Origin of the sequence: Subtercola sp. YIM 133946, from assembly GCF_036553535.1 — a bacterium.
In the GTDB taxonomy this organism is placed as follows: domain Bacteria; phylum Actinomycetota; class Actinomycetes; order Actinomycetales; family Microbacteriaceae; genus Subtercola.
The window spans coordinates 51399-76263 of the sequence record NZ_JAZHPE010000011.1; the positions used below are offsets into that span (position 1 = coordinate 51399).

Here is a 24865-nt window from a genome sequence, read left to right on the forward strand (position 1 = left end):
CGTCTCGCACCAGCCGCACAGAACCCCCAGAAGCTCCACCTCACATCAGGAGTACTCCGTGTCACAGAACTCTGTCACCGCCGACGGCGCATCTGATTCGCCCGACTTCGAGAACCGGTTTCCGCGCCGGCTGCTGTTCGCCACCGCCGCCGCCGGCGTCGCTACGGCGGCGGTCGCCACCTCTGCCACACCCGCGGAGGCGGCCTCGGCCACCACCGCCTGGCTGCTCGGCGGCAACACCGGCGTCACCACGAACAACTTCATCGGGCCGACGAATGACGGAGCGGCACTTATCTTCAAGGCGAAGAATGGTGCGTCAGCCGCTGTGACCGAGAAGATGAGGATGACGGCGGCCGGAAAGCTCGGGATCGGTACGTCGAGCCCGTCCGCCAAACTCGACGTGAAGACGGGTGGAGTTGCTGTCAACGGTGCGTCCACTGATACGACAGCCGCGGGCCGCGGCGTCGTCGGCTCCGCGCCGGCGGGCATCGGAGTCGAGGGCAAATCGACAGACGGTACTGGAGTGCAGGGGACGTCGACGAACTACATCGGAGTCAATGCGACCGGCGGCTACGCCGGCGTCTACGCCGTCGGAACGTCATACTCCGTCGTCGGTTCGGGCGGAACCTACGGCGGCTATTTCGCCGGCAGCTCGACAGGAGCGTACTGCACGGGCGTCACCGGAGTCGTCGGCTCGGGTTCGTCGGTCGGGGTCTCCGGCAGCGGGGCGACCGGCGTGCAGGGCTCAGGGCCGACAGGAGTGAGCGGGTCGTCGACAGACCCCAACGGCAATGCCGTCTACGGCTCCGGCGGCCAATACGCCGTGCATGGCGTCAGCGGCCGAACCGCCGGCGTTCGGGGTGACTCGAACTACGTGGGCGTGTGGGCCCAGGCTCCGACGTTCGCCCTGTACGCCGAAGCGACCGGCACCGACGGCGGCAGCTACGGCGTCTTCAGCAAGGCCACCGGCAGCGCCTACGCTGTGTTCTCGCAGGGCAACGCCCACATCAACGGCACCCTCTCGAAGGTGGCCGGGTCGTTCAAGATCGATCATCCCCTCGACCCCGACAACAAGTGGCTCTCGCACTCGTTCGTCGAGTCGCCCGACATGATGAACATCTACAACGGCAACGCGACGACCGATGGCGGCGGAAACGCGACGGTCTCGCTTCCCGCGTACTTCACCGCGCTCAACCGCGACTTCCGCTACCAGCTGACGGTGATCGGCGACTTCGCGCAGGCCGTGGTCTCGAAGGAGGTCGCGAACAACAGCTTCGCGATCAAGACCGACAAGCCGAACGTGAAGGTGTCGTGGCAGGTCACGGGAATCAGGCAGGACGCCTACGCCGCCGAGCATCCGATCGTCGTCGAGACGGCCAAAGACCCGGCCGACGTTGGTACCCGCCAGTTCGTCGCGAAGACGTCGAGGGCGAAGCTCGCCCAACCGGGCCCGGCAGCCCAGAACGACTCGATCGTGCCCGCTCCCGCGGCCGTGCCAGAGCAGCCGAAGGTGCAGGCGCCCCCGAAGGCCGCCCCCGCCCCGCAGACCGACGCCGCGACTCCCTGACGCCGGGCCGAAAGGCGCCCTGACGGCCTACGACTCGAAACGTGCGGCGGTGTCGCCGCTCAGGGCGCGGGCGATGCGGTCGGCGAAGCCGTGCGAGTGGGGCGGCAGGGCATCCACCGTGAACCAGCGGGCCTCGGTGTTCTCGCCGTCGGCCGGGTACGGGATGCCCGAGACCCACCTCATGCGAAACACCAGGTCGAGGTACTGTGCCCGGTCGCCGTTCGGGTACGTCATGGGCGGCAGCACGTGCACCCACGCCAGACGCTCGGCCACCGCCACCACGCCGGCCTCTTCGAGCACCTCGCGGGCGGCCGCGACGGCCGGCTCCTCCCCCGGGTCGATGATGCCGGTCACCGGGGTCCAGGCGCCGGTGTCGCCGCGCTTCACCATCAGCAACCGGCCGTCGTGCTCGACCACGGCGGTCACGCCGGTCAGCCAGAGCTGCTCGTGGCCGATCTTCTCGCGCAGAGCACTGATGAAGTCGGGAGTCGCCATTCCTCGAGGCTAGCGGCAGCTCGGGGGTCGACAGCTCAGGCCGCCGCGCCGCGCGCGCACCACGCACGCGCCGACACGTCGAAGGAGGTCGCGGGTAACAGCTGAGCGCAGCGATCCCGCAGGGCCGAGCGCTGCTCGTCAGAGAGCCCCGCCACGTACGACCCCGCCGGACCGACCCCGAGCAGGTACGGCTGCCACCAGTTTTCGAACGAGTCGTAGTGCCTGGTCACCGTGAGGCTCGACGACTCCACGTCGACCAGTCCGGCCTCGACGAAGAGGTCGGCCAGGTCGCCGTCGCGGGTTCCCGGCATGGTCGCCTCGCCGGGTTCGTCGGGGTCGAGGTCGTGCACGGCGCTCCAGAACGTCGCGAGGGGGCCGCGGTCACCGGCGTGGTCCCAAACGCACGCGGCGACGCGGCCGCCCGGGCGGGTGACGCGGGCCATCTCGCGAACGGCCGGTACGGCATCCGGAATCAGATGGATGACCAACTGCGCCAGCACGGCGTCGAACCGCCCCTCGGCGAACGGCAGCCGTTCGGCGCCGGCCAGTCGCACGTCGACGCCGGGCAGCCGCTCTTCGAGGGCGGCCACGAACGGTGCCGACGGATCGACCGCCGTCACCGACGAGGCTCCGAGCCGGGCGACGAGCTGCTCGGTGAGGGCCCCCGCACCGCATCCCACGTCGAGGGCGCGCTGGCCCGGGCGTACACCCGACCAGTCGGCGAACAGCGTCGCCAGCGGCTCAGAGAACCGCCCCATAAAGCTGAGATACGCGGCAGCCGAGACATCGAAGCTCATGCGACCACCGTACCGCTGCGCCGCTGCGAGCACCCGACCCGGCGCCCGGTTCGGGCCAAGAGCGCTGCAGGCGAAGGGATGCCCGGGCTAGGCTGAGAGGCATGGCCGACCCCACCCATGAACAACTCGAAGCATCGAACGAGACCGAGAAACGCCACGTCGGCGGCGAGGTGCGGTACTACCTCAGAGACGTGGGCAAGCACCTCAGGAAGCTGAACCAGCCCTTCAACTCCGACGGGCTCGAGGCGTGGTTCACCCCCGACGGAAAGTTTCACGCCCAAGGCCTGAACTCCGGCGCCGCGACCTACGGCATGCTCGGGGCGGCCGCCGCTGTCGCGATCACCTCGAACTGAGTGCACCGGCCGGGAGGGCGACGATGGGTCGCGTGGAGTCGACGGGTGCGGCTGCCGGTTCGGGCGCTGTCGGCGAGACGGTCGCGGGGTTGAGTGCACGGGCTGTCGGCGCGGCAGATGCGATGGCAGACCCGGGGGCCGGCGACGCGGCAGATGCGATGGCAGGCCCAGAGGCTGCCTGCGCGAGGGTCGCGGTCGTTGGCCCCGGCGCCATCGGCACGACGGTGGCGGCGGCGCTGCACGAGGTGGGGCGCACTCCGCTGCTGTTCGGGCGCCGGGTGCGCGAGCAGCTGGAGTTGCACGACGGCGAGCGGCGCATAGTCGTTCCGGGGCCCGTGCGGGTCGCAGCGGCGGCGGCCGACGGGCCCGTCGACGTGCTGTTCCTGGCTGTGAAGACGACGCAGGTCGAGGCCGCCGCGCCCCTGCTGCGCACGCTGGTCGGCGCAGACACGGTGGTCTGCGCACTGCAGAACGGGGTGGAGCAGCAGTCGAGCTTCGAGCGGTACGTCTCGGGCGGGGTGGTGGTGCCCTCGGTGGTGTGGTTTCCGGCACAGAGCGAGCCCGACGGATCGGTGCTGCTGCGGGGTGAGCCGCGGCTGACGCTGCCCGAGGTCGCGCAGGCCGCGGCCGTGCTCGAGGCGCTGCGGGGCACGCGGTTCACGATCGAGCTGTCGGCGGATTTCGTGTCGGTGGCCTGGCGCAAACTGCTGCAGAATGCGGCGGCCGGACTGATGGTTCTCACCGGCCGGCGCAGCGGCATGTTCGGGCGAGCCGACATCGCCCTGCTGACCGAGGCGTACGTGCGGGAGGGCCTCGAGGTGGCGCGAGCCGAAGGGGCGACGCTCGGCGATGAGGTGGTGCAGCAGATCGTCGAGTACTTCCAGAAGAACCCGGCCGACCTCGGCACCTCGATTCTCGCCGATCGGGTGGCGGGGCATCCGCTCGAATGGGATGTTCGAAATGGGGTGGTGCTGCGTCAGGGTCGGGTTCACGGCATCCCGACCCCGATCAGCGAGATCGTCGTGCCGCTGCTGGCGGCGGCCAGCGATGGCCCCGGGTGAACTGCGCCGACTGGACGACGCTCGGCCCCGCGCAGCGTGTGACGTTCGCGCTGCTCTGCGCGTTGGGCGTGTACACGGGCTGGCGCGGGTTTCGGGCACGGCGGGCGTTGCTCGGGAGCCTGACCCGGCCCGAGCGAACGCGACTCCGGATCGAGTCGGAGCCCGTGCGAGACTCATTCGAGGTGCGGGGGCGGCACGATCGTGCGCGCAGCGGAGCCGGGCGGGGGCGGCACAACCGGGCCGGCAGCGGGGCAGGGCGGGGGCGGCGCGACCGGACCCCCACCGGGGCGGCCGAGGCGCCCGCAGCAGCCACGCGCGAGCCGGGGTGGCGCGCACGCTACGTCGATGACGTGGGATTCACCCTCATCTCGCTGTTCGATGCGTTCACCGTCGTCGGTGCCATCGACATGGGGGCACCGGTGCCGGTCGCGATCGGAGTCGGTGCGGTGGGCGTGGTCGCGGGCATCCTCGTCGTCAATCGGGCGAAGGCCCGCCTGGCGCTGCGGGTCTGACCACGACCACCCGGCACAGCAGCGACAGACGACCGGGTCAGTGCCAGAACGCGGCGAGCTCTGCCGCCCGCGACCGGCCCTGCGCGAAGCCGGCACGGGCGGCGGCCGGGCGGGCCGACAGGTTCATCATGGAGGGGCCGAAGGCGTCGAGCGAGGCGTCGTCGGGGAGGATGGTCGCGACCTCGCTGCCGCCGGCCCGAAGCTCGTCGACTTGTGCGGCGAGGTGCATGTTCCACTCGAGGGGCATGCGGGTTCTGCCGCCGAGCGGAGACAGCACGAGCACCCGCCGGAAGCCCGCCGCGAGGTCGGCGTTCTCGCTCGACCGCCGGTAGCCGCCGTCGATGTACGCGATGCCGCCGATGTCGTAGGGGGGCCCGCCCGCGGTGCTCGCCGCGACCGCATCGACCAGGTCGACGCCGCTGTCGCGGTCGAAGACGACAGCGGCTCCGGTGCGGGCATCGACGGCGGAGATGAGCACCGACGCTCTCGGCCGGGGCGGCCAGACGCGGCTCGTCAGGCGGCCGGCGACAGTGGTTCTCCACGCCGCCTGCCGCTCGCGGTCGTGTGCGTCATCCAGTGCAAGAGCGGATGCCCCCAGCCGGCGCCGAACGTCGGCCGGGCCCTCTGCGGCGGCGATGACATCGTTCGTTCTGCGCAGGTGGTCGGTCATGGGCCCCAGTGGGCCGTGCTGGGGAGTGGGTTGCGCGCCGGGCTGTTCGGCGAGTTGGGCGCTGCGCCGGGCGCCGGGCTGGCCGAGGAGGTCGCGGGGCTGCGCGCCGGGCTGGCCGAGGAGGTCGCCGGGCAGCGCGCCGGGCTGGCCGGGGTGGGGGCCGGGCTGGGCGCTGGGCCGGGCGCCCGGTTGAGCTCCGCCGTGGCGCTGCGGCGACGTGGCCGACAGGATGTCGGCGTAGAGCCGGCGCGGCGCCTCCCCCGCCAGCTGGGCCGCCGCCGTCGCGCCCGCCGAGGTGCCGACGACGAGGTCGGCCGCCTCAGTGACGTCGAGGCCGCCATCGGCGAGCCCCGCGATCACCCCGATCAGCCAGGCGTTGCCGGCGGCCCCACCGCCGCCGAGCACCAGGGCCCGCTCGCGGGCGAGTTCGGGTTCGCGGGTGCGTTCGTGTTCGTGGGCGAGTTCGGGTTCGCGGCCGAGTTCGGGTTCGCGGGCGCGTTCGTGTTCGTGGGCGTACTCGTGTTCGCGGGTGCGTTCGTGAACGCCCCCACCGTCGCCGAGCGCGACGTACTCGATTCGACGCTCGGCCTCGGGCCCGAGCAGGGAGACATGAAATGTGGTGAAGGGTGTTGCGTGCATGGGAGATGCCTTTCGCGAGCTGCGTCGGGCGCTCCCTCAGACGACGCTGTCAGCCGCCCGATCGTGCACAGCAGGGAGCACCCACTACGGATACTTCGTTCATGGGTTCACCTCCCGTCGACTCGTCACGATCGCAGAAACTTTAGCACCCGGCCGAAACCCGCGCGATACTCGCGCGAACTGCGCTTGACCTCAAGCGCTTGAAGTGTGTTCAGATACCGATATGACGACAGTGACCCTGATGACCATCCAGGATGCATCCCAGCGCACCAGGCTCAGCGAGCCCACCCTGCGCTACTACGAAGAGGTCGGGCTCATCGGCCCGATCGCCCGCGACGAGCGCAGCGGGCACCGCCGCTACCGCGAAGACGATATCGACAACCTGCAGGCCCTGGCCTGCCTGCGCGCGATGGGTGTCGGCATCGAAGACATGCGCACCTACCAGGCGAACCGCAGGATCGGCCGCTCGATGGCCGGACAACAGCGCGACCTGCTCACGAAGCACGCCCGGCGCATCGAACGCGAGATCGCCACGCTGCACGTGCACCTGAACTATCTCGAGGCGAAGGCGAGGCTGTGGGATGCCCGCGACCGCGACGACGCGCAGGCCGAAGCCGAGGCGAGCGACCGTGTGAACGCGATGCTCGGCGACCTCGAGGCGGTGCTCGACCCGAGCCGGCCGCCCCGGGTCGCGGCAACCGACGACGCGCTCGAGGCGGTGCTGTCATGAGCAGGGTGCTGGTGACGGGCGGAAACGGCTACCTGGGCACACGACTCATCGCCGACCTGCTGCTGGGCGACGCCGAGGTGCGCACCACGCTGCGCAGTGCCGCCGGCGAGCCCGCCATGCGCGAGGCACTGCGACGTGCGGGAGCCGACGACAGCGGGCTCGAGGTGGCCTACGCGAGCCTCACCGAAGACGAGGGCTGGGCATCCGCTGCCGCCGGCGTCGACGGGGTGTACCACGTCGCGTCGCCGATGATCCAGTCGGCGAACGTCGACGAGGTCGTGGTGCCGGCCCGCGACGGAGCCTTGCGGGTGCTGCGCGCGGCTCGGGATGCCGGGGTGCCCCGCGTGGTTCTGACGTCGTCGTTCGCCGCCATCGGATACTCCCCCAAGCCGGTTCGCGACTACGACGAGAGCGACTGGACCGATCCCTCGACGCCCGGGCTCGCCGCTTACCCCTTGTCGAAGGCCGTCGCCGAACGCGCCGCGTGGCACTTCATCGAGAGCGAGGGCGGCGACACCGAACTCGTGGTGATCAATCCGACGTGGATCGCGGGGCCCACGCTGACGACGGATGCCCGATCATCCCTCCAGTTCTTCACAGGCATGCTCAGCGGTGCCCTGACGCAGGTACCCCGGCAGCGGTTCGGCATCGCCGATGTGCGCGACGTCTCGTCGGTGCACATCGCGGCGATGAACACGCCGGAGGCTGCCGGAAAACGGTACCTGGCGCTGGCCGATGGGCCGACCCTGACCTTCCTGGAGGTGGCGCAGGTACTGCGCGACCGGCTCGGCGCGGTCGCCGAGCGGGTGCCCACGGAGGAGCTGCCGGGAGAGGAGCCCGCGCCGCTGGTGATCCACAACGAGCGGGCGAAGGCGGAGCTCGGGTTTCGCCCGCGACCGGCGGTCGACACGATCGTGGAGACGGCCGAGAGCCTGCGGGAGCTCGGGCTGGCCTGAGCGGGGCGGCCTGGCCTGAGCGGGGCGGCCTGGCTTGAGCGGGCCCGGTCTGCCTGGGGGGCCGGGCTGGCCTGAGCGGGGCCGGGCCGGCCCGGGGGTGTGGGCGGGCATCCATACCCCCACCCCCGGGAGACCCTGTGGGTGACCGGCCGGTGGGAGTATTCTCCGTGTGAGGCCAGCGCCTCACAGGCGCTGGGGATGGGTGTGATCATGAGCGTTTTGTTGATCGTCGGGTACGGCCCGGGAATCTCGCAGGCCGTCGCGAATCGGTACGCGGGCGCCGGCTACAGCCTCGGTCTCGTGGCGCGCGATGCGGACAAACTGGCGGATGCGGTCGACCGTTTCGCGGCAGACGGCACGACGGCGGCGGGGCAGACGGCCGACGCCGGCGATCCGGCGGCACTTCGCAAGGCAGTGGGGCGCATCCGGGCCGACCTCGGGCCCATCACGGCCGTGCTCTGGACGGCGTTTCGCGGCACGGAGGTCGGCAACGTGCTCGAGGCCCGACCCGAAGACATCGAGGGTGTCTTCGACATCGGCGTGACCGGGCTGCTGGCCTGCGTTCACGAGGTGCTCGACGATCTGAAGGCGGCTCCGGGCGCGTCGATCCTGGTCGCTAACGGCGCCCTGGGCGAGAACACCAGCGAGCTCGACAGGGTGTCGGTCTTTCTCGGGGGCGACGGCGTCGCGCTGCAGAACGCGGCCAAGTCGAAACTGGTCGGGCTGCTCGCCGAGCGCCTGCGCGAGTTCGACATCTACGTGGGCGAGGTGACCATCGCCGGCTCGGTCGCCGGCACCGCGACGGAGAGCCCCGGTGCGATCGACCCGGCCCGCATCGCCGACCGGCTGTGGTCGATGGCCGAGCAGCGCGACACCACCCGGGTGCGCCTGACGGAGTGAGCGCCGCGGCAGTCACGCACTACCGAGGTGCAGCAGCTGGGTTACAAGCCGCGTTGGGCCGATGGCTGCGGGAAGGTTCGACACCGTCACGAAGAGACCCTACCGGCAGATGACACACGCTCATCTTTTTCCTGGGAGGAAGGGCGGATTCAGGGGCGCACGAGGAGCACCGTCTTGCCGGGGGGACGGTGGGTGCCTCGGCCACTCTCGAAGGCGGCGCGGCCCTCCCCGAGCGGGAAGGTGGCAGCGAGAACGACGGTGAGCTCTGCCCGGTCGGCGAGGCCGGCGAGGTAATTCAGCTCGGTCACGTCGGGGGCGACGATGAAGAAGGTGGCGGTGATGCCGAGACTGCTGGCACGCGCCTGGTCGGGTGGCTCCTGCAGGGTGACGAGGCGGCCGCCCTCGACGATCACGTCGAAGGAGCGGTGCAGGGTGTCGCCGCCGATGGTGTCGATGACGACGTCGAAACGCCTGCCGGCGGCGGCGAAGTCGGCGGTGAAGTCGGCGGTGTCGGTGTCGATGATGTGATCGGCGCCGAGGGTGCTCGCCAGGGCGACACCGTCGCCGCGAACAGTGGTCGTGACGGTCGCACCGGCGAGTCTGGCGAGCTGAACGGCGAAGATTCCGACGCCGCCGGCCCCGCCGTGCACGAGAACGCGGTCGCCCGCCGAGACGTGCGCGACGTCGAAGAGTGCCTGCCAGGCGGTGAGGGCGGCCAGCGGCAGGACTGCTGTCTCGGCGTGGCTGAGCCGGGTCGGCTTGCGGGCGAGGTCGGCGGCGGGCACGACGACGTAGTCCGCCGCGGCTCCCTGCAGCTCGAAACGGATCAGGCCGAACACCTCATCGCCGACAGAGACGTCGGTGACGTCGTCGGCCACGTCGGCGACCACGCCCGAGAACTCGTGGCCCGGGATGGCCGGGGTGTGCATCCACGTTTCGTCCCACGTCAGTTCGGCGAAGGTGATGGCGGCGGCGTGCACCTCGATCAGGGTCTCGCCGGGGCCCGGGCTCGGCACCGCGATCGTGTCGATCGTGAGCTGCTCGGGGCCGCCCCGGCGCTCGGCGCGCAGGGCTCTCATCTGTTCGGTCATGGGGTCTCCTTCGACGCATTCCACTGTGGCCCCAAGCGGGCGCGAAAGCCAGACCCGAGGCTGGTGTGCGGCGGCCCGGGGCGGCAGAATCGTGGCATGGGCGACGGGGCGCAGGGCGACGAGGCGCAGAGCGACGCAGCGCAGGAGGACACGCGGGATGACGCGGCGGCAGTCATCGCGACACGCGTCTGCATCGCGGGCGGCGGTCCGGCCGGCGTGATGCTCGGCCTGCTGCTTGCGCGGGCGGGCATCGATGTGGTGGTGCTCGAAAAGCACGCGGACTTCTTCCGCGACTTCAGGGGCGACACCGTGCATCCGTCGACCCTGAACCTGATCGACCAGCTCGGGCTGCGCGCGGCGTTCGACGCAATTCCGCACACCCCGTTGCCGAAGCTGGATGTCGTGGTCAACGGCGTGCGCGTCCACGCGATCGACTTCTCGAGCCTGCCGCGACCCAACCGGCAGGTCACGCTGATGCCGCAGTGGGATCTGCTCGACCTGCTCGCTGCCGAGGCCTCCACCTCGCCGCACTTCGACCTGCGCATGGGCGTCGAGGTCGTCGATGTGTTGCGGCGCCCGGGCGACGGCCGAGTGGTGGGGGCGCTGGCCCGCGCAGCAGACGGGTCCACGCTGCGCGTCGAGGCCGACCTGACCGTCGCCGCCGACGGCCGCGACTCGACGGTGCGGCGATCGCTCGGCCTGCCCGCGCAGCAGTACGGGGTGCCGGTCGACGTGGCGTGGTTCCGGCTCGACCGGCCGCCCCAGGGGGTGCCCGACACGCTGGGGTACCTGGGGGCATCCGCGATTCTGATCACGATTCCGCGGCCCGAGTACCTGCAGTGCGGGCTGCTGATTGAGAAGGGGTCGTTCGAGACGCTGCGGCGCGAGGGGCTCGCAGCCTTTCGGGCGCGGGTGGCGAGCGCGTCGCCCCGGCTCGCGCAGGTGGCCGAGGGTCTCACCGACTGGAGCCAGATCAAGCTGCTCGCGGTGCAGCTCGACCGGCTCGAGTCGTGGTCGGTTCCGGGCGCCCTGTGTATCGGAGACGCGGCGCACGCGATGTCGCCGGTGTTCGGTGTGGGCATCAACTACGCGGTTCAGGATGCCGTGGCCACCGCGAACCGGCTGATTCCGGTGCTCGGTGCAGGTGGTATGCCCCGCGCGATCGACGCCGCCGCGCGTGCGGTGCAGCGACGCCGAGAGCGCCCCACCGCGCTGATGCAGAGGATGCAGCGCGGCGTGCACCGAGTGCTCGGCACGGGCGCCGGCCTTCGGGTGCTGCACAATCCGCCGACAGCGGTCGAGCGGGCGGTGCTTCGCGTGCTGCTGCCGGTCATCCGCCCCGTCGCGGCGCGGTTGGTGGGGTACGGGTTCAGGCCCGAGCGGCTGCGGGTGGTGGCACGGCCAGCCCGTCGATGAAGAGAGCACCGACGTGATTCGGGCGAAGTTCTTGACATCATTCACGGATGCCCGACGACTCGATGCGGTGGAGCAGCTCGTGACGCTCGCCGCCGAGGCGGGGCTGTCGATGCCGCACCTGGCGATGGCGTTCGCGACGCCGCACCCGGCGGTGTCGAGCGCACTGCTCGGGGCACGCACCATGGCGCAGCTCGACGACCTGCTGAACGGGGTCGACACGGTGCTGTCAGACGACGTGCTCGACCGTATCGACGAAATCAGCGCGCCCGGCACCGACGTGGGAACGCTCGACCAGGCGTACGTGCCGCCTGCGCTGCTCGACGTGCGGCTGCGGCGGCGTTCGCCTCAGATCACGGGGTGTCACCTGAGGTGACCACGAAGGTATTCCTGCCGAGACAAGGATGGTGTCGCCTGCGGTGCTCAGGATGGGGTTGCCTGCCGTGATCAGGATATCGGGCGGGGCGGGGCTTGCCGCAAGACCCCCTGAGGGGCGCAGACTACCCTGCGGGTTCAGTCAGGGCCTGGAGGCGGGGTCGGCGTGCGTGAGTGTGAAGTGGTCGTCGTGGGGGCGGGGCCGGTGGGGATGGTGCTCGCCGGTGAGCTGGCGCTCGCCGGCGTGACGGTGATGCTGCTGGAACGGCGGCCCAGCCAGGCGCTGGTGGGGTCGCGGGCCGGCGGGTTGCAGGCGCGCACGATCGAGGAGTTCGACCAGCGTGGCATCGCCGACCGGTTTCTGGCGGCCGGAACGACGGCGCAGGTGCAGCGGTTCGGCGAGGTGACGCTCGACATCAGCGACTTTCCGACGCGGCATCCGTACGGGTTGGGGCTGTGGCAGAACCGCATCGAGACAATCCTCGCCGAGTGGATCGGCGAGCTCGGGGTGACGCCCCAGTACGGCTGCGAGGTCGTCGGGGTCGATCAGGATGAGGCGGGGGTCACCGTGCGGGTGGCGGGCGGGCATCCGGCGGCGGGCGGCGCGGGCGGCGGCCCCGCGACGATGGGTCGCGCGGGTGACGGCCTCGCGGCGGCGGGCGGCGCGGGGCACGAGATCACCGGATCGGCGTCGGCGAGCGACAAGACCACCGGCTCTGCCTCGGCGAGCGACAAAAGCACCATACGGGCGCAGTACGTCGTGGGGTGCGATGGCGGGCGCAGCGTGGTGCGCAGAGCCGCCGGCATCGGGTTCGAGGGCTGGGACGCCACCGTGAGCAACCTGGTCGCCGAGGTCGAGTACGGGGTCGAGCCCGAGTGGGGCATGCGCAGACACGGTGACGGCAGCCACGGCATCGGGCGCATCGGCGGCGATTCCGAGACCATCCGCGTGGTGGTGACCGAGAGCGAGCTGAAGCAGGGCGCGGCCGAGCCGACGCTGGGCGATCTCAGCGCGGCGATGACCGCGGTGTGGGGAACCGATTTCGGGGTGCACTCCCCCACCTGGATCTCCCGGTTCACCGACGCCGCGCGGCAGGCGGGAGCGTACCGGGTGGGGCGCATCCTGATCGCCGGCGACGCGGCGCACGTGCACTACCCGGCGGGCGGGCAGGGGCTCAATATCGGGGTGCAGGACGCCACGAATGTGGGCTGGAAACTGGCGCAGGTGGTTCGCGGAATCTCGCCGGCGGCACTGCTCGACACTTACGAGGCCGAGCGGCGGCCGGTGGCGGCGCAGGTTCTGCGCGACACGCTGGCGCAGGTGGGGCTGCGGCGGTCGGATGAGCGGTCGGTGGCCGTGGCCGAGGCGGTCTCTGAGTTGCTGTCGCTCGACGCGGCACGCCGGCGCTTCGGGGCGCGGCTCTCGGGCCTCGGGGTGCGCTACGACTTCGGGGGTGGTGCCGGGCCGGCCGATGGGGGCGCGGCCGGGTGGGTCGGCGACGGTCGGGGCGAGCATCCGCTGGTGGGGCGACGGATGCCCGATCTACCGCTGCTCGTCGAGGGCGACGCCGTGCAGACCTTCGAGCTGCTGCACGAGGCGCGTCCGGTGCTGCTCGACTTCAAAGCCACGGTGCCAGACGACGCGGTGCTGCCCTGGGCCGACCGTGTGCGCACGGTACAGGCACGGTACGACGGCGTGTGGGAGTTGCCGGAGGTCGGCGTGGTCGACGCGCCGAGCGGTGTGCTCATCCGGCCCGACGGCTACGTGGCGTGGGTCGGGTCGGAGACGAGCGCCGGGCTACGGCCGGCCCTGGAGCGGTGGTTCAGCCCTGCGTGACGGGTCGGTCAGACGGCGGCGAGCAGGTTGGCGGCCGAGGAGAGAGCGCCTTCGACGAGGCGGTAGTAGTGCCAGGTGCCGCGCTTTGTGACCGAGAGGTAGCCGGCGTCGACCAGCACCTTGAGGTGATGCGAGACGGTGGGCTGCGACAGACCGAGGGGGTCGGTGAGGTCGCAGACACACGCCTCACTGTCTTCGTGGGCGGCGACCATCGAGAGCAGGCGGAGGCGGGCCGGGTCGGCCAGCGCCTTCAGCGACCGTGCCAGCGATTCGGCGTTCTGCTGCGAGATGGCGGCCCGGGTGAGCGGAGCGCAGCACGACTGGAGGTCGCGCAGCGGGATGAGCTGGGCGGTGGGCATGCACCGATGATGCCACAAACATTGACAGGCGTCGATGTTTAATCGCAGACTGTCTGCATCGACAGCCGTCGATGTTGAGAGGAGATCTGTGATGGATGATTGTTGCGACCCGTCCGTGTGCCCGCCGGAGTGTCTTGCCGGCTGCGCAGCTGACTGCTGCTGAGAAAGAGACTCGATGAGCGACTCCCCCACCGTGCTGTTCGTCTGCGTACACAACGCCGGTCGCTCGCAGATGGCCGCGGGGTACATGCGGCAGCTGAGCGGAGGTCGCGTGCGCGTGCTGTCGGGCGGCTCCGAACCGGGCGTTGCGCTCAACCCGACGGCCGTGGCAGCGATGGCCGAGGAGGGCATCGACATCGCAGACGAGGTTCCGAGCATCCTGAAATCTGCGGATGTTCGGGCCTCTGACGTGGTCATCACGATGGGTTGCGGCGACGCCTGCCCGGTGTTTCCCGGCAGACGCTACGAAGACTGGTCGTTGACCGACCCCGCCGGAAAGCCGCTCGACGAGGTGCGACCCATTCGCGACGACATCAGATCGCGCGTGGAGCGGCTGCTCGCCGAGCTCGACGCCGACCACTAGAGCGGGGCCGCGTCGGGATCGGGTGAGCCCCGAGGCCCGGTCAGCGACGACAGCAGCTCAACTTCGCGAGCAGGTCAGCCGCGAGAGCAGGTCAGCGACGACAGCACGTCAGCCGCAAAGGCAGGTCAGGAGGACTGCCCGCGGCCCGTCTTCTCCTGCAGGCGATCGATCTGCTCCGACGCCTCTGCCTTGGTGATATCGGCGGGAATCTCCTCGCCGGCCTCACGGGCGAGCGTGTCGAGGTAGCTGCGCTGGGCCGCGGTCATCGGCTCGTCGCCGGTGACCCAGTCGGAGGGGTCTTTCGAGGCGGGGTTGGTGGGTTCGTCGGAGCTTGCACCGAGCATGTCTGTCATGAGAACAACGCTAGGACGCGACGCTCGGTGACGACAGGGGTTGTGTTTCGCGGCGCCACGTTGAAGCGCTCGGCCGGGACTGCCGCCGATCGCCTGCTGGGTGATGGCCCGCAGCGGCGTCATGCCCTACCGTTGAGCCACGGGCATCCGCCGGGGGGGTGCGTCGTCGGCAGAGGGGGCCAGATGCAGCACGATTCGGGGCGACGGCGGTGGGGTGCCCGCAAGAGCGGCAACCGAGACCTCGCCACGGAGGCGCAGGGGCACGCCCAGGTGCGAGACACCTTCATTCGGCATGCGCTCGCGCGACTGTCGATGATCAGTCTGCTGGTGATCACGATCAATCTGTTCGTGCAAGTGCGCGGTGACGTGGGGCTCGCCGTGGCGGTCACGCAGAACCTGACGTTCGGGGCCATCGCCGTCATCGTGCTGCTCAACGTGGTCGTGTACATCATCCTGGGCGTGATGGTCGTTCTGATGCCGCTGGTCTTCGACCGCGACTACAACCGATGGACGCGCATCGTCGGGTCAGCCGCCCTCGTTCTGCTCACCGTGGTGCTGGCATACACGACGCCGTGGCTGATCATCGTCGCCCTGATCGTGGTATTCATCGTGATCAGCATCGTCGTTCTGCGCAGCAGGCGGCAGCCACCCGTGCAGGTGACCCGGGCGAATGTCACCGACGTGCTGCTCACCCCCGAACCGCCGGTCGACAGCGGCCTGCACCTGCTGTGGGCCGAGGGGCGCGCCATGCTGAGAATCATCGCCCCCGCCACGGCACCGCCGGTCAGCGCAGCCGAGCAGGCGATCGAGCCCCCGCCCGAGCCGAGGGTTCTCGCCGACATCGCCGACGACTGGAACCACCGCTCGGCGCAGATTCGCGAGCCGCGCACGAAGTCGGTCAGCCGCCTCGCGTTCGCCGGTGTGATCGGCTTCATCGCTCTGTTTGGTCTGACGTTGCTCACCCAGCCGATTCGGTTCGCACCACTCGAGCTGGTGTCGATCAATGGCTCCGACCCTGAACCCGGCTTCGTGCTGTTGCAGGGCGCGCGCGGCATGTTCGTGCCCGACCCGTCAGGCGCGGCACAGTTCATCTCGGCCGGCGACATCACGTCGATTCAGCTGTGCAACGACATACACACCTGGTGGTCTGTCTCGGTGATCGACGTGCTCTCACCCCAGCCGCAGAGCGGGGTCGACTGCTCGGGCCACTGAGCGGCCGCTGATCAGAGCGCGATCACCGAGACACGAGCGTCAGCCTTGGGCTTCGACCGACCAATCGTTGTACTGTTCCCAGGTCTCGATGCGACCGGCATAGTCGGCCTTCGCGATGGTGATCGGGCTGGTTCCGAAGAAGATGCGCAGCGGCGGCTCATCGAGGTCGACCAGCTTGAGCACCACCCCCGCGCTGGCGGCCGGGTCGCCGGGGTTGCCCGTTCGGGTCTTGCGCGCCTCGGCGACCGCCTTGTGGGTCTCGGCGTAGGCGGGCAGCTCCTCCGACCGCGACGACGACGAACCGCTCCAGTCGGTGTCGAATCCACCGGGCTCGATGAGAGTGATGTGGATGCCGAACCCCGCCACCTCCTGCGCGAGTGCCTGCGAGAACCCTTCCAGCGCCCACTTCGACGCGTGGTAGATGCCCACGAGCGGGAAGGCAGAGATGCCGCCGATCGACGACACCTGGATGATGTGGCCGCCGCCCTGCTCGCGCAGCAGCGGCAGGGCCGCCTGCGTCACCCACAGCGCTCCGAACAGGTTCGTCTCGATCTGGGCTCGCGCTTCCTGCTCGGTGATCTCTTCGATGAAGCCGAAGTGGCCGTAGCCGGCGTTGTTGATGATCACGTCGAGCCGGCCGAACTTCTCGTGAGCGTTCGCGACCGCCGCGAACGCTGCGTCGTGGTCGGTGACGTCGAGCTCGATGGGCAGAATCGCGTCGCCGTACTTCTCGACCAGGTCGCTCAGCGTGTCGGTGTTGCGCGCGGTCGCGGCGACCTTGTCACCCCGCTCGAGAGCCGCTTCGGCCCATTCACGGCCGAAGCCGCGAGACGTACCAGTGATGAACCAGACCTTCATGTGCATTCCCTTCGCAGACCACAGATTCGGCCGCCACAAGGGCGACCGTACTTCTCAGGCTACGCCGATCGGATGCCCGGAGATCACTTCTGCGAACGTGCGAGCACACCCTTGACGAACGCCGCCTGGCCCACATGCTGCACGTCGTCGTTCACGACGCTGACGAGCCGTGCGGCGAGCGTGACCGGTGGATCCCAGTTCGTGTCGACCACACGATCGAGGTCGCCGTCGCTCAGTGAGGCGATGTACGCCAGGGTGCGGGCGTGAACCGCGTCGAAGTAGTCGGCGAGCAACGTCGCCGAGACGCCGGCGACCTGGCCGACCTCGTCGGCCGATTGGGCGTATCCGGTGGCGTTCGCCGCGAAGGGCAGGTCGAAGCGGTCGACCCAGCCGTCTTCGAGCCAGAGCTGCGGGGTGCCGGCGACATCGCTGATCTGGGCATCCTGACCCCGCGTGAGATGCCAGACGAGCCACCCGATGGTGTTCGCCTCGGGGTCGATTCGGCCGGTGAGCTGGTCGTCGTCGAGGCCGTCGAGCACGCGGTGCAGTGACCCGGAGACACGCTCGAACGAGTCGGTGAGAATGTCGATCGCGGATGCCACGGGTCAGGCCTTCCCGTCTGCCGCGGCCTGCAGGCCGGCGATGTCGAGTTTCTTCATCTGCAGCATGGCCTGCATCGTGCGCGACGCCCGGTCGGGGTCGGGGTCGGAGAGCAGCTCGCCGAGCACCGGGGGAACGATCTGCCACGACAGTCCGAACCGGTCTTTCAGCCAGCCGCACATGCTCTCTTCGCCGCCGTCGGCGGTGAGGGCGTTCCAGAGGTAGTCGATCTTCTCCTGCGTCTCGGCCTGCACGAAGAACGAGATGGCTTCGGTGAAGTGGAACTGCGGGCCCGCGTTCAGCGCCTGGAACTCGAGACCGTCGAGGGTGAAGCTGACGCCGAGCGGGCTACCGGGTGACGGTGAGCCCTCAGGGTACCGAGAGACGCTCTGGATGCTCGAGTTGGGAAAGATGCCGACGTAGAAGTTCGCCGCCTCTTCGGCCTGGGTGTCGAACCAGAGAAAAGGGCTGATCGCTTGCATCGGGACTCCTTGGTGGGGCGGGTGGGGCATGGGTGGCTGCGCCCCGTCATCAGGCTAGCCACCCGGGTGCCCGGCCGCCAGAGGCCTCAGCGGCGACGGTCGTCGGTCGGGGTGCCAGGGCGGGTGGCGACCGGGCGATAGCCGTCGGTGCGCACCTCGACGAAGGTGGCGACGATCGCGGCCGCGGCAAGAACGAGAATGAAGATGAGGAAGAGCATGAGGGCCTCCGGGGTCTGCTTCGGTGGTGTCTGTCGGCGCGGTCTGCGCCGATGTGAAGAGACTCGTCTGTGAGGCGGGCGGGGTGAATCGGGCGATCGACGTATGTTGCAGGCCGATGCGGCGGGCATCCGTCTGGCCGTCTAAGGCGCCTCAGTGCTGGGCGGCCGGCGGGGCGGGTGCTGGAGTCAGCTGGGGCTGCGGGCCCAGTGGGCCGCCTCGGTGCGAGTGGTCGCGCCGGTCTTGCGCAGAATGTTCGAGACGTGCACGCTGGCGGTCTTGACGCTGATGAAGAGTTGGTCGGCGATCTGGCGGTTGCTGAGGCCCTGCTCGACGAGGTCGAGCACCTGGCGTTCGCGGTCGGTGAGCAGCGCCTCGGCCGAGCCCGCATCGGCGACAGCCCCCCTCGCGTCGCTCCCGCCGGTCGGAGCGGTGGTACCGGTCACACCGCTCCTGCCGGTTTGAGCGGTCGCACCAGCCAGGAGAGTCGCGCCGGTCGTGCCGGCGGCGGCACCAGAAGTCGTGCTCGACGCAGCGCTCGACGCGCTGGCGATCACGCCGACACGACGCTCGAGCTCGGTGACGCGGTCGACGACGATGCCGAGCCCGATGGGCCCGGCGGCGGCGCGCGCTCTGGCTGACCATTCGCGGGCGGATGCCCGGTCGGCGGCGTTGGCGAAGGCCTCGGCCGCGCGGGCCATCGCGTAGGGCCGCAGTTGCGCGGGCGTGGTGGGCGCCTCACACTCCGCGACCGCAGCCAGCCAGAGCTGTGCATCTGTGCCGGTGCCGCGCACCCCGCCGAGCTCGGCCTCGAACAGCGCAGCGAACGCGCCGGCCGTGGGCCACGCCGCCGAGTCGGCGAGCACGCGGCGCAGTGCCGCTTCGATCAACCTGCCCGAGGCGCTCGCCGACATCGCTTCGGCCCCGCCCGAGGCGCTCGTCGACATCGCTCCGCCCCCGCCCGAGGCACTCGACGCCGGCGGGGCCAGCTGCAGGCCCGTGGTGCGGGCGGTCGCCAGCACGTGGGCGGCCGCGGCGAGCAGGGGGAGATCGTAGGCCGGGAACGAGCGGTGCTCGGGGGCCAGCAGCGCCGACACCTCGGCCCAGGCCTGGCGCACGTCGCCGCGGGCCAGGGCGATCTCGCCGGCGACGAGCGCGAACCCGAGCCGCGATTGGGCGTCGATACGCAGCTGCAGCCGCAGGCCCGACCGCCAGGCCCGCAGCAGGCGCTCGGCCTCGGCCGTGTCGCCCGACCACAGCACCGACTGCAGCTTGAGGCGCTGCAGGTGGGCGCTGAAACCGATGGGCGGGTCGAGTTCGAGGGCACGGTCGAGCAGGTCGTCGGCCTTGGCGCTCTGGCCGAGCGAGAACAGCGGGCCGATCACGTTCGACACCAGCATGATGCCCGACGTGCGTTCTACGCCGCGCTCCCGCGCGCGTTCGGCGCCCTCCTCGGCGGTCGCGATGGCGTCGTCGAAGCGCCCCAGCAGCGTGAACGCGTCTGACTGGTTCACCGAGAACCGCAGCCGCGCCGAGTCGTTGCCGATCGCCAGACGGCCGGCGAGCTCGAGGTCGGCCAGACCATCGTCGATCTGGCCCGAGCCGAACTTCGAGATGCCGCGGATGTTCGCCGCCACCGACATACGAGCCGACGACTCCACGGCCGAGGCCTCGGCGAAGGCCCGGTCGGCCGTCGTGATCGCCTCGTCGAAGCGCGCCTCGAGCATCAGCCGCGCGGCCAGCTCGCCGAGGATATTGGCCCGCAGCACGCTGCGCGGCCGAAGATGGATGACGTCGAGCGCCTCGCGCAGCAGCGCGATCGAGCCGACCTGCCCGACGTTCGCCAGGTACGACGCCTTGTCGCGCAGCATGCGTGCGTACTGCTCGGGATGCTCGCCCGGCGGTGACTCTGCGAGTGCCTCGTCGATCAGCGCGATCGCGCGTTCGCTCTCGCCGGCGTTGCGCAGGATGTACGACGTCTCTGCGAGCAGCTCGACCCGGCTGCAGCCCGCGACCTCTTCGGCCGAGGGCACCTCGCACCAGAGCTCGAGCGCCCGCTCCCCCATGCTTGCGGCGGCGAGGTACGCGTACGAGCCGCGCGCCTCGCGGAAGGCGGCGAGCGACGAGGCGAAGGCCTGCGACCAGTTGTGCGCGAGCATCCAGTGGTACGACATGGAGCTGGCGGCGCCCGGGTCTGCCGAGGTCGACAGCGCCTCGGCGTAGCGGGTGTGGAACCGCACCCGCTCACCCGGCAGCAGCTGCTCGTGCACGGCCTCGCGCACCAGCGCGTGACGAAAGGCGTACGACGTGTCGTCGACGACCAGCACGCCGGCGGCCATGGCCTCGCGAACGGCGGCGTCGAGCGCGTCGGCCTCGGTGTCGCAGACGGCGGCGAGCAGCTCGTGGTCGACGCGCACTCCCCCGGCAGCGATGAGCCGCACCAGGCGCTGGGCGCCGTCACCGAGCAGCTCGTAGCGGGCGAGCAGAATGCCACGCAGGGTCTCGGGAAAGCTGTCGGCACCGACGAACGTCTCGCAGCCGACCAGCTCTTCGACGAAGAACGGCACGCCATCGGTGCGCTCGAAGATCACGTCGGCGTCGCGCGCGTCGAGCGCCGAGCCGTGGATGTCGGCCGCCAGCTCGCGCACCTGCCGCCGGGTGAGCCGCGACAGCTCCCGCCGAACCACCCGGCGATTGCGATCGAGTTCGGGCAGCCAGGCGTGCAGTCCGCTGCCTCGACCGACCTCGTCGCTGCGGTAGGTGAACACGAACAGCACCGGCGCGTTCTCGAGAATGCGCACGAGAAACCGCAGCACCTGCAGCGTGGCCTGGTCGGCCCAGTGCACGTCTTCGACGATCACGATGAGCGGATGCCCGCCCCGGCCGTCGCCCGCGAGACCGTCGCCGTGCACGCCCTCGACGCCCCGGCCGTCGCCCGCGAGACCGTCGCCGGGCATGCCCTCGCCGCCTGTCGAGCCGGCGCGAGCACGGCTGCCGGCTGCGACCGTGTCGACGCCGCACGCCACGCCCTCGATGACCGCCGCCACCGCCTCGAACAGCCGCTCGGCGCCGTCGCGGCGCGAGGTGGGCGCGGGGTCGGCCTCGTCAGACAGCTCAGGCAGCAGCACCGTCAGGGCGTTGCGGCCGCTGCCCGAGGCCGCGATGACCCGGTCGGGGCCGAGCTGGGTGAGCAGCGTCCGCAGTACCGAGACGAGCGGCGCGTAGGGCGGAGCGTCTCGGTCGAGGTCGATGCACTGGCCGCGTGCGACGAGGGGTCGCGGCAGCCGCACAGCGCTGCGAGCGCCGGGGCTACCCGACCGGTCTGCCGCGCCAGACACGCCTGGGGCGCGCGAACCGGCTGCGGCGCGAGACCCGCCCGCTGCGCGCGAACCGGCTGCGGCGCGATACCCGCCCGCCGCGCCCGAACCGTCGACCTCCGTGAGCCCCGCGCCGTCGCCGGTCGCGCCACGCAGGAACTCGTCGACCAGGCGCGTCTTGCCGATACCCGCCTCGCCCCCGAGCAGCACGGTACGCGTCGAACCGGCCAGCACCTCGTCGAGCGCAGCAGTGAGCTGCTCGAGGTCGTTCTCTCGACCCACGAGCAGCTCACTGGTCACCATCGGCATGCCCTCATCGTGCCACGAGCGGATGACAGTGGGGAGGGCATCCGGTGCCTCGACGGCCGACACGGCCCGGTGCCCCGCGGCTCAGTCGTGCGACCAGAAGAAGTGCCGGCCGTGGCCGGGTTCGCGGCCGGCCGCACGACGCTCGTCGATGCGCTCACGCACGAGCCGGCGGTACTCGAGTTCACGCATGAACTCGTCTTCGCTGACGTGGTGGAGCTGCAGGAACGATTCTGCTGAGTACTGCATCAGGATGCCTTTCGTCTGAGTGGTCTCTGTCTGACAACCCTGACGATGCGCCCTAAGGCAGGGGGGCGGCATGAGGCAGATGCCCTATCTCAGCGGGTCGGCAGCACCGGCCGCTCACTGGGTGGGCAGCACCGGCCCGCTCACCGCGCCCGCAGCAGAACGCCGCCGACTCAGACCTGCGACAACCGCGGCACGATGCGCTCGGTCATCTCGGCCACCCAGCCCGCCGGGTCAGGGGCGGGCACGGCCGTCGACACCAGGTCGATGCCGATGGCCGCGTACTCCTCCATCGACGACAGAAAGGCGTCGGTGTCGGCGAACAGGGTGTTGTTCACCAGCAGTGTCTTCTCGATGGTGGAGTAGTCGCGACCCACCTCGTCGCAGTGCGCTTTCAGCACGTCGAGCTTGTGCGTGATACCCGCCACGTCGGTGGCGAACAGGTTGCAGGCATCGCCGTACTGGGCGACCAGCTTCAGCGTCTTCTTCTCGCCGCCACCGCCGATGAGCACCGGCGGGCCGGGCTTCTGAATCGGCTGCGGCGAGTTGATCGTCTCGGCGAGGTGGTAGTACTCGCCGTCGTACGACCCGTCGTCGTCGCTCCACATCTGGCGGCAGATCTGGATGGTCTCCTCCAGTCGCCCGAACCGCTCACCCAGCGCGGGGTAGGGCACGCCGAGGCCGAGGTGCTCGCGCTCATACCAGGCGGCACCGATGCCGAGAACCGCGCGGCCCTCCGAGAGCACGTCGAGCGTGGTGACGATCTTGGCGAGCAGCCCCGGGTGCCGGTAGGTCACGCCGGTGACGAGCAGCCCGAGCCGCACGTTCGACGTCTTCGCGGCGACGTAGCCGAGCGAGGTGTACCCCTCGAGCATCGGGTCGTACGAGGTGGCGAACTGCTCCATCTGAAAGTAGTGGTCCATCAGGGTGAAGAGCGAGGCACCACCCTGGTCGGCCGCCTCCGCCGTCTTGGCCAGGGTGGGGGCGAGCGCAGCGGCGCCGCCCGGAAGCGTGAAGTTCATGAAGTGGATGCCGAGTCTCATGGCTTCACTCTACGACCGTGGGTGTGGTGCTCAGGCCGTGTCGGGCTCGTCTGCAGGGGCGGGCTCGACGCTGGTCTCGGCCTCGTCTGCGTGCGGGGGCTCGACGCTGGTCTCGGGCTCGTCTAGCGGCACGCTCTCGGCCTCGTCGTCGATCGGCACGCTCACCTCGACCTGATAGAACTCGTTGCGCGCACGCGCCCGTGCCTCCCGTTCGAGACGCAGGCGCTCCTGCTTCTCCTCGCGTTCGCGCAGACGGTTCTGGTCGACCTCGACCCGGCGCACCGTGACACCGCGTTTGACGGCCGGCGAGGCCGATGCGGATGCCCGCCCCGACGCCGAACGCGACGACGACCCTGCCGCACCGCCCGAACCCGCCGCGCCCGACCGGCTCGACATGCCGCTGCCCCCCGAGCCGCCCGATCGCGCACCGCCCCGCGACGCGGGCTCGGCCCGCACGACCGGAGCCATGCCGGTGCCCTCGCAGCGCTCGCCGTTCTTGTTCTCGTGCTGAATCAGCGTCTGCGACACCAGCCCCACTCCGACAGCGCGCCCACAGATCGGGCACTTGGTTGCAGCCCCACTAGCCATTCGTCGTCAGACCTCTCGCATCACGCAGCGGCGACCGTACGGGTTTCCGGTCGCCTCAACGATTGTACGAGCAGCCACTGGGCGAAACAGCCATGCTGCGGGATGATCGAAGCATGCTCCCCACCGCCTCACAGCCCATCGCGCCCATGCTCGCCAAGGCCGTCGACGCCGTTCCACTGCCCGACTCGGTGGCCGGGGGGCTCAGCTACGAGCCCAAATGGGACGGCTTTCGCGCCATCGTCTACTTCGACGGCGGCGCAAGTGACGCGGCCGACGACGACTCGGGCGCGGGCAGCACGGGCACGGCCGACTCTGGATCGGTCGAGATCGGCAGCCGCGGCTCGAAGATGCTCACGCGCTACTTTCCCGAGCTGGTCGACGCCTTCGCGCGGCTGCTGCCGGGGCCCTGCGTGCTCGACGGCGAGATCGTGGTGCAGCGCGGCGACACCGGCAGCGCCCGGCTCGACTGGGAGGCGCTGAGCCAGCGCATCCACCCCGCCGCGAGCCGGGTCACGAAGCTCGCCGCCGAGACTCCCGCGATGTTCGTCGCGTTCGACCTGCTCGGAGTGGGCGACGAGAGCCTGCTCGAGCGCCCGTTCGGCGAGCGCCGAGACGCACTCGAGGCGCTGATGGCGGGGGTCGGGCATCCCCTCTACCTCAGCCAGCGCACGACCGACGTCGACCTGGCGAGGCGGTGGCTGACCGAGTTCGAGGGCGCGGGCCTTGACGGAGTGGTCGCCAAGCCGCTCGCGGCGGCGTACGCGCCCAACAAGCGCGTCATGCTGAAGACGAAGCACCACCGCACGGCCGACGCCGTGGTGCTGGGCTACCGGATGCACACCAGCGGCCAGGGCGTGGGCTCGCTGCTGCTCGGGCTCTACGACACCGACGGCGAGCTGCGCGGGGTGGGCGGGGCGTCGGCGTTCAGCAACGCGCGACGACTCGAGCTGATCGACGAACTCGAGCCGTACGTCGAGCGCGACGACGCGGGCGACGCCGTGAAGGGCGAGACCGACCGCAGCCGGTTCTCGGGATCGAAAGACGTCTCGTTCGTGAAGCTGCGGCCCGAGAAGGTCGTCGAGGTGCGCTACGACCAGATGGAGGGGTCGCGGTTCAGGCACACGGTGCAGTTCGACCGCTGGCGCCCCGATCGCGATCCGCGCTCGTGCACCTTCGAGCAGCTCGACCTCCCGGTCGCCTACGACCTCTCCCAGATTCTCGTCTGACCTGCTGCCCGGCCGCCGTCGGCCACGGTGAGGTGCGGCTGCAGAGCGGCGGCTGCAGAGCGACGACGGCAGAGCGACGA

At 70.5% G+C, this 24865-nt stretch carries 27 protein-coding genes; 13 read left to right on the forward strand and 14 right to left on the reverse strand.

The genetic code is table 11. From position 1 onward, the window contains the following. Positions 1–58: 58 nt before the first annotated feature. Positions 59–1567: a hypothetical protein gene (locus V3W46_RS02600; RefSeq protein ID WP_331781530.1), complete on the forward strand. Its 1509-nt coding sequence runs from the start codon at positions 59–61 to the stop codon at positions 1565–1567. Between the two features lie 27 nt (positions 1568–1594). Here the strand turns inward: V3W46_RS02600 and V3W46_RS02605 are convergent, their stop codons facing one another. Beyond that, the gene (locus V3W46_RS02605) at positions 1595–2062 is read right to left on the reverse strand and encodes an NUDIX hydrolase (RefSeq protein WP_331781531.1); all 468 of its coding nucleotides are present in this window, start codon (positions 2060–2062) and stop codon (positions 1595–1597) included. Between the two features lie 35 nt (positions 2063–2097). Further along, positions 2098–2859 carry a class I SAM-dependent methyltransferase gene (locus V3W46_RS02610; protein ID WP_331781532.1) on the reverse strand — a complete coding sequence of 254 codons (762 nt, stop codon included), beginning with the start codon at positions 2857–2859 and terminating at the stop codon, positions 2098–2100. A gap of 101 nt (positions 2860–2960) precedes the next feature. On the opposite strand from V3W46_RS02610, the gene V3W46_RS02615 reads away from it, so the two are divergent. The 3 genes from V3W46_RS02615 to V3W46_RS02625 all read left to right on the forward strand — a co-directional run bounded on the left by V3W46_RS02615 (position 2961) and on the right by V3W46_RS02625 (position 4785). Continuing rightward, the gene (locus V3W46_RS02615) at positions 2961–3212 is read left to right on the forward strand and encodes a hypothetical protein (protein WP_331781533.1); all 252 of its coding nucleotides are present in this window, start codon (positions 2961–2963) and stop codon (positions 3210–3212) included. Positions 3213–3244: 32 nt separating this feature from the next. Then, positions 3245–4273: an oxidoreductase gene (locus V3W46_RS02620; protein WP_331781534.1), complete on the forward strand. Its 1029-nt coding sequence runs from the start codon at positions 3245–3247 to the stop codon at positions 4271–4273. A gap of 164 nt (positions 4274–4437) precedes the next feature. Then, positions 4438–4785 carry a hypothetical protein gene (locus V3W46_RS02625; RefSeq protein WP_331781535.1) on the forward strand — a complete coding sequence of 116 codons (348 nt, stop codon included), beginning with the start codon at positions 4438–4440 and terminating at the stop codon, positions 4783–4785. 37 nt (positions 4786–4822) lie between these two features. Here V3W46_RS02625 and V3W46_RS02630 read toward each other — a convergent pair whose 3' ends face one another. After that, the gene (locus tag V3W46_RS02630; RefSeq protein WP_331781536.1) at positions 4823–6094 is read right to left on the reverse strand and encodes a patatin-like phospholipase family protein; all 1272 of its coding nucleotides are present in this window, start codon (positions 6092–6094) and stop codon (positions 4823–4825) included. A 223-nt stretch (positions 6095–6317) separates the two neighbouring features. Here V3W46_RS02630 and V3W46_RS02635 point away from each other — a divergent pair, with 223 nt between their 5' ends. The 3 genes from V3W46_RS02635 to V3W46_RS02645 all read left to right on the forward strand — a co-directional run bounded on the left by V3W46_RS02635 (position 6318) and on the right by V3W46_RS02645 (position 8680). Next, a complete protein-coding gene (locus tag V3W46_RS02635; protein WP_331781537.1) occupies positions 6318–6824 on the forward strand; it encodes a MerR family transcriptional regulator in 507 nt (168 codons plus the stop codon). Beyond that, positions 6821–7780: an NAD-dependent epimerase/dehydratase family protein gene (locus V3W46_RS02640; RefSeq protein ID WP_331781538.1), complete on the forward strand. Its 960-nt coding sequence runs from the start codon at positions 6821–6823 to the stop codon at positions 7778–7780. The genes V3W46_RS02635 and V3W46_RS02640 overlap by 4 nt, the downstream gene beginning before the upstream one ends. A 210-nt stretch (positions 7781–7990) precedes the next feature. Next, entirely contained in the window at positions 7991–8680 is a 690-nt protein-coding gene (locus V3W46_RS02645; protein ID WP_331781539.1) for an SDR family NAD(P)-dependent oxidoreductase, read from the forward strand. A gap of 149 nt (positions 8681–8829) precedes the next feature. On the opposite strand, the gene V3W46_RS02650 is transcribed toward V3W46_RS02645, so the two are convergent. After that, positions 8830–9771, reverse strand: a complete 942-nt coding sequence (locus V3W46_RS02650) for an NADP-dependent oxidoreductase (protein WP_331781540.1) — start codon at positions 9769–9771, stop codon at positions 8830–8832. Between the two features lie 96 nt (positions 9772–9867). Between V3W46_RS02650 and V3W46_RS02655 the strand changes: the two genes are divergently transcribed. From V3W46_RS02655 to V3W46_RS02665, 3 genes are all read left to right on the forward strand, one after another. Then, complete coding sequence (locus V3W46_RS02655) at positions 9868–11187, forward strand: FAD-dependent oxidoreductase (protein ID WP_331781541.1); 1320 nt, start codon at positions 9868–9870, stop codon at positions 11185–11187. A gap of 31 nt (positions 11188–11218) precedes the next feature. Beyond that, entirely contained in the window at positions 11219–11560 is a 342-nt protein-coding gene (locus tag V3W46_RS02660) for an aldo/keto reductase (protein ID WP_331781542.1), read from the forward strand. 165 nt (positions 11561–11725) lie between these two features. Then, complete coding sequence (locus tag V3W46_RS02665; protein ID WP_331781543.1) at positions 11726–13396, forward strand: FAD-dependent monooxygenase; 1671 nt, start codon at positions 11726–11728, stop codon at positions 13394–13396. A gap of 8 nt (positions 13397–13404) precedes the next feature. Here V3W46_RS02665 and V3W46_RS02670 read toward each other — a convergent pair whose 3' ends face one another. Further along, complete coding sequence (locus V3W46_RS02670) at positions 13405–13755, reverse strand: ArsR/SmtB family transcription factor (RefSeq protein WP_331781544.1); 351 nt, start codon at positions 13753–13755, stop codon at positions 13405–13407. A 175-nt stretch (positions 13756–13930) separates the two neighbouring features. On the opposite strand from V3W46_RS02670, the gene V3W46_RS02675 reads away from it, so the two are divergent. Then, on the forward strand, positions 13931–14338 hold the full coding sequence (locus V3W46_RS02675; protein ID WP_331781545.1) for an arsenate reductase ArsC: 408 nt from the start codon (positions 13931–13933) through the stop codon (positions 14336–14338). 125 nt (positions 14339–14463) lie between these two features. Here V3W46_RS02675 and V3W46_RS02680 read toward each other — a convergent pair whose 3' ends face one another. Then, positions 14464–14691 carry a DUF3072 domain-containing protein gene (locus V3W46_RS02680; protein ID WP_331781546.1) on the reverse strand — a complete coding sequence of 76 codons (228 nt, stop codon included), beginning with the start codon at positions 14689–14691 and terminating at the stop codon, positions 14464–14466. Between the two features lie 183 nt (positions 14692–14874). Here V3W46_RS02680 and V3W46_RS02685 point away from each other — a divergent pair, with 183 nt between their 5' ends. Continuing rightward, the gene (locus V3W46_RS02685) at positions 14875–15903 is read left to right on the forward strand and encodes a hypothetical protein (protein ID WP_331781547.1); all 1029 of its coding nucleotides are present in this window, start codon (positions 14875–14877) and stop codon (positions 15901–15903) included. A gap of 39 nt (positions 15904–15942) precedes the next feature. On the opposite strand, the gene V3W46_RS02690 is transcribed toward V3W46_RS02685, so the two are convergent. The 8 genes from V3W46_RS02690 to V3W46_RS02725 form a co-directional block, all read right to left on the reverse strand. Further along, complete coding sequence (locus V3W46_RS02690; protein WP_331781548.1) at positions 15943–16761, reverse strand: SDR family oxidoreductase; 819 nt, start codon at positions 16759–16761, stop codon at positions 15943–15945. An 83-nt stretch (positions 16762–16844) separates the two neighbouring features. Continuing rightward, positions 16845–17363, reverse strand: coding sequence for a mycothiol transferase (locus tag V3W46_RS02695; RefSeq protein ID WP_331781549.1), 519 nt, complete (start codon positions 17361–17363; stop codon positions 16845–16847). Between the two features lie 3 nt (positions 17364–17366). After that, positions 17367–17843, reverse strand: a complete 477-nt coding sequence (locus V3W46_RS02700) for a VOC family protein (protein ID WP_331781550.1) — start codon at positions 17841–17843, stop codon at positions 17367–17369. Positions 17844–17929: 86 nt separating this feature from the next. Beyond that, positions 17930–18061 (reverse strand): hypothetical protein, encoded by a 132-nt coding sequence (locus V3W46_RS02705; RefSeq protein ID WP_331781551.1) that lies wholly within the window; start codon positions 18059–18061, stop codon positions 17930–17932. A 186-nt stretch (positions 18062–18247) separates the two neighbouring features. Next, positions 18248–21748 carry a helix-turn-helix transcriptional regulator gene (locus V3W46_RS02710; protein ID WP_331781552.1) on the reverse strand — a complete coding sequence of 1167 codons (3501 nt, stop codon included), beginning with the start codon at positions 21746–21748 and terminating at the stop codon, positions 18248–18250. Positions 21749–21766: 18 nt separating this feature from the next. Next, positions 21767–21931, reverse strand: a complete 165-nt coding sequence (locus V3W46_RS02715; RefSeq protein WP_331781553.1) for a hypothetical protein — start codon at positions 21929–21931, stop codon at positions 21767–21769. Positions 21932–22101: 170 nt separating this feature from the next. Next, positions 22102–22971 carry an LLM class F420-dependent oxidoreductase gene (locus V3W46_RS02720; RefSeq protein WP_331781554.1) on the reverse strand — a complete coding sequence of 290 codons (870 nt, stop codon included), beginning with the start codon at positions 22969–22971 and terminating at the stop codon, positions 22102–22104. A 30-nt stretch (positions 22972–23001) separates the two neighbouring features. Beyond that, positions 23002–23499 carry a hydophilic protein gene (locus V3W46_RS02725; RefSeq protein WP_331781555.1) on the reverse strand — a complete coding sequence of 166 codons (498 nt, stop codon included), beginning with the start codon at positions 23497–23499 and terminating at the stop codon, positions 23002–23004. A 173-nt stretch (positions 23500–23672) separates the two neighbouring features. Between V3W46_RS02725 and V3W46_RS02730 the strand changes: the two genes are divergently transcribed. Further along, positions 23673–24785: an ATP-dependent DNA ligase gene (locus V3W46_RS02730; RefSeq protein WP_331781556.1), complete on the forward strand. Its 1113-nt coding sequence runs from the start codon at positions 23673–23675 to the stop codon at positions 24783–24785. Positions 24786–24865 lie beyond the last annotated feature (80 nt).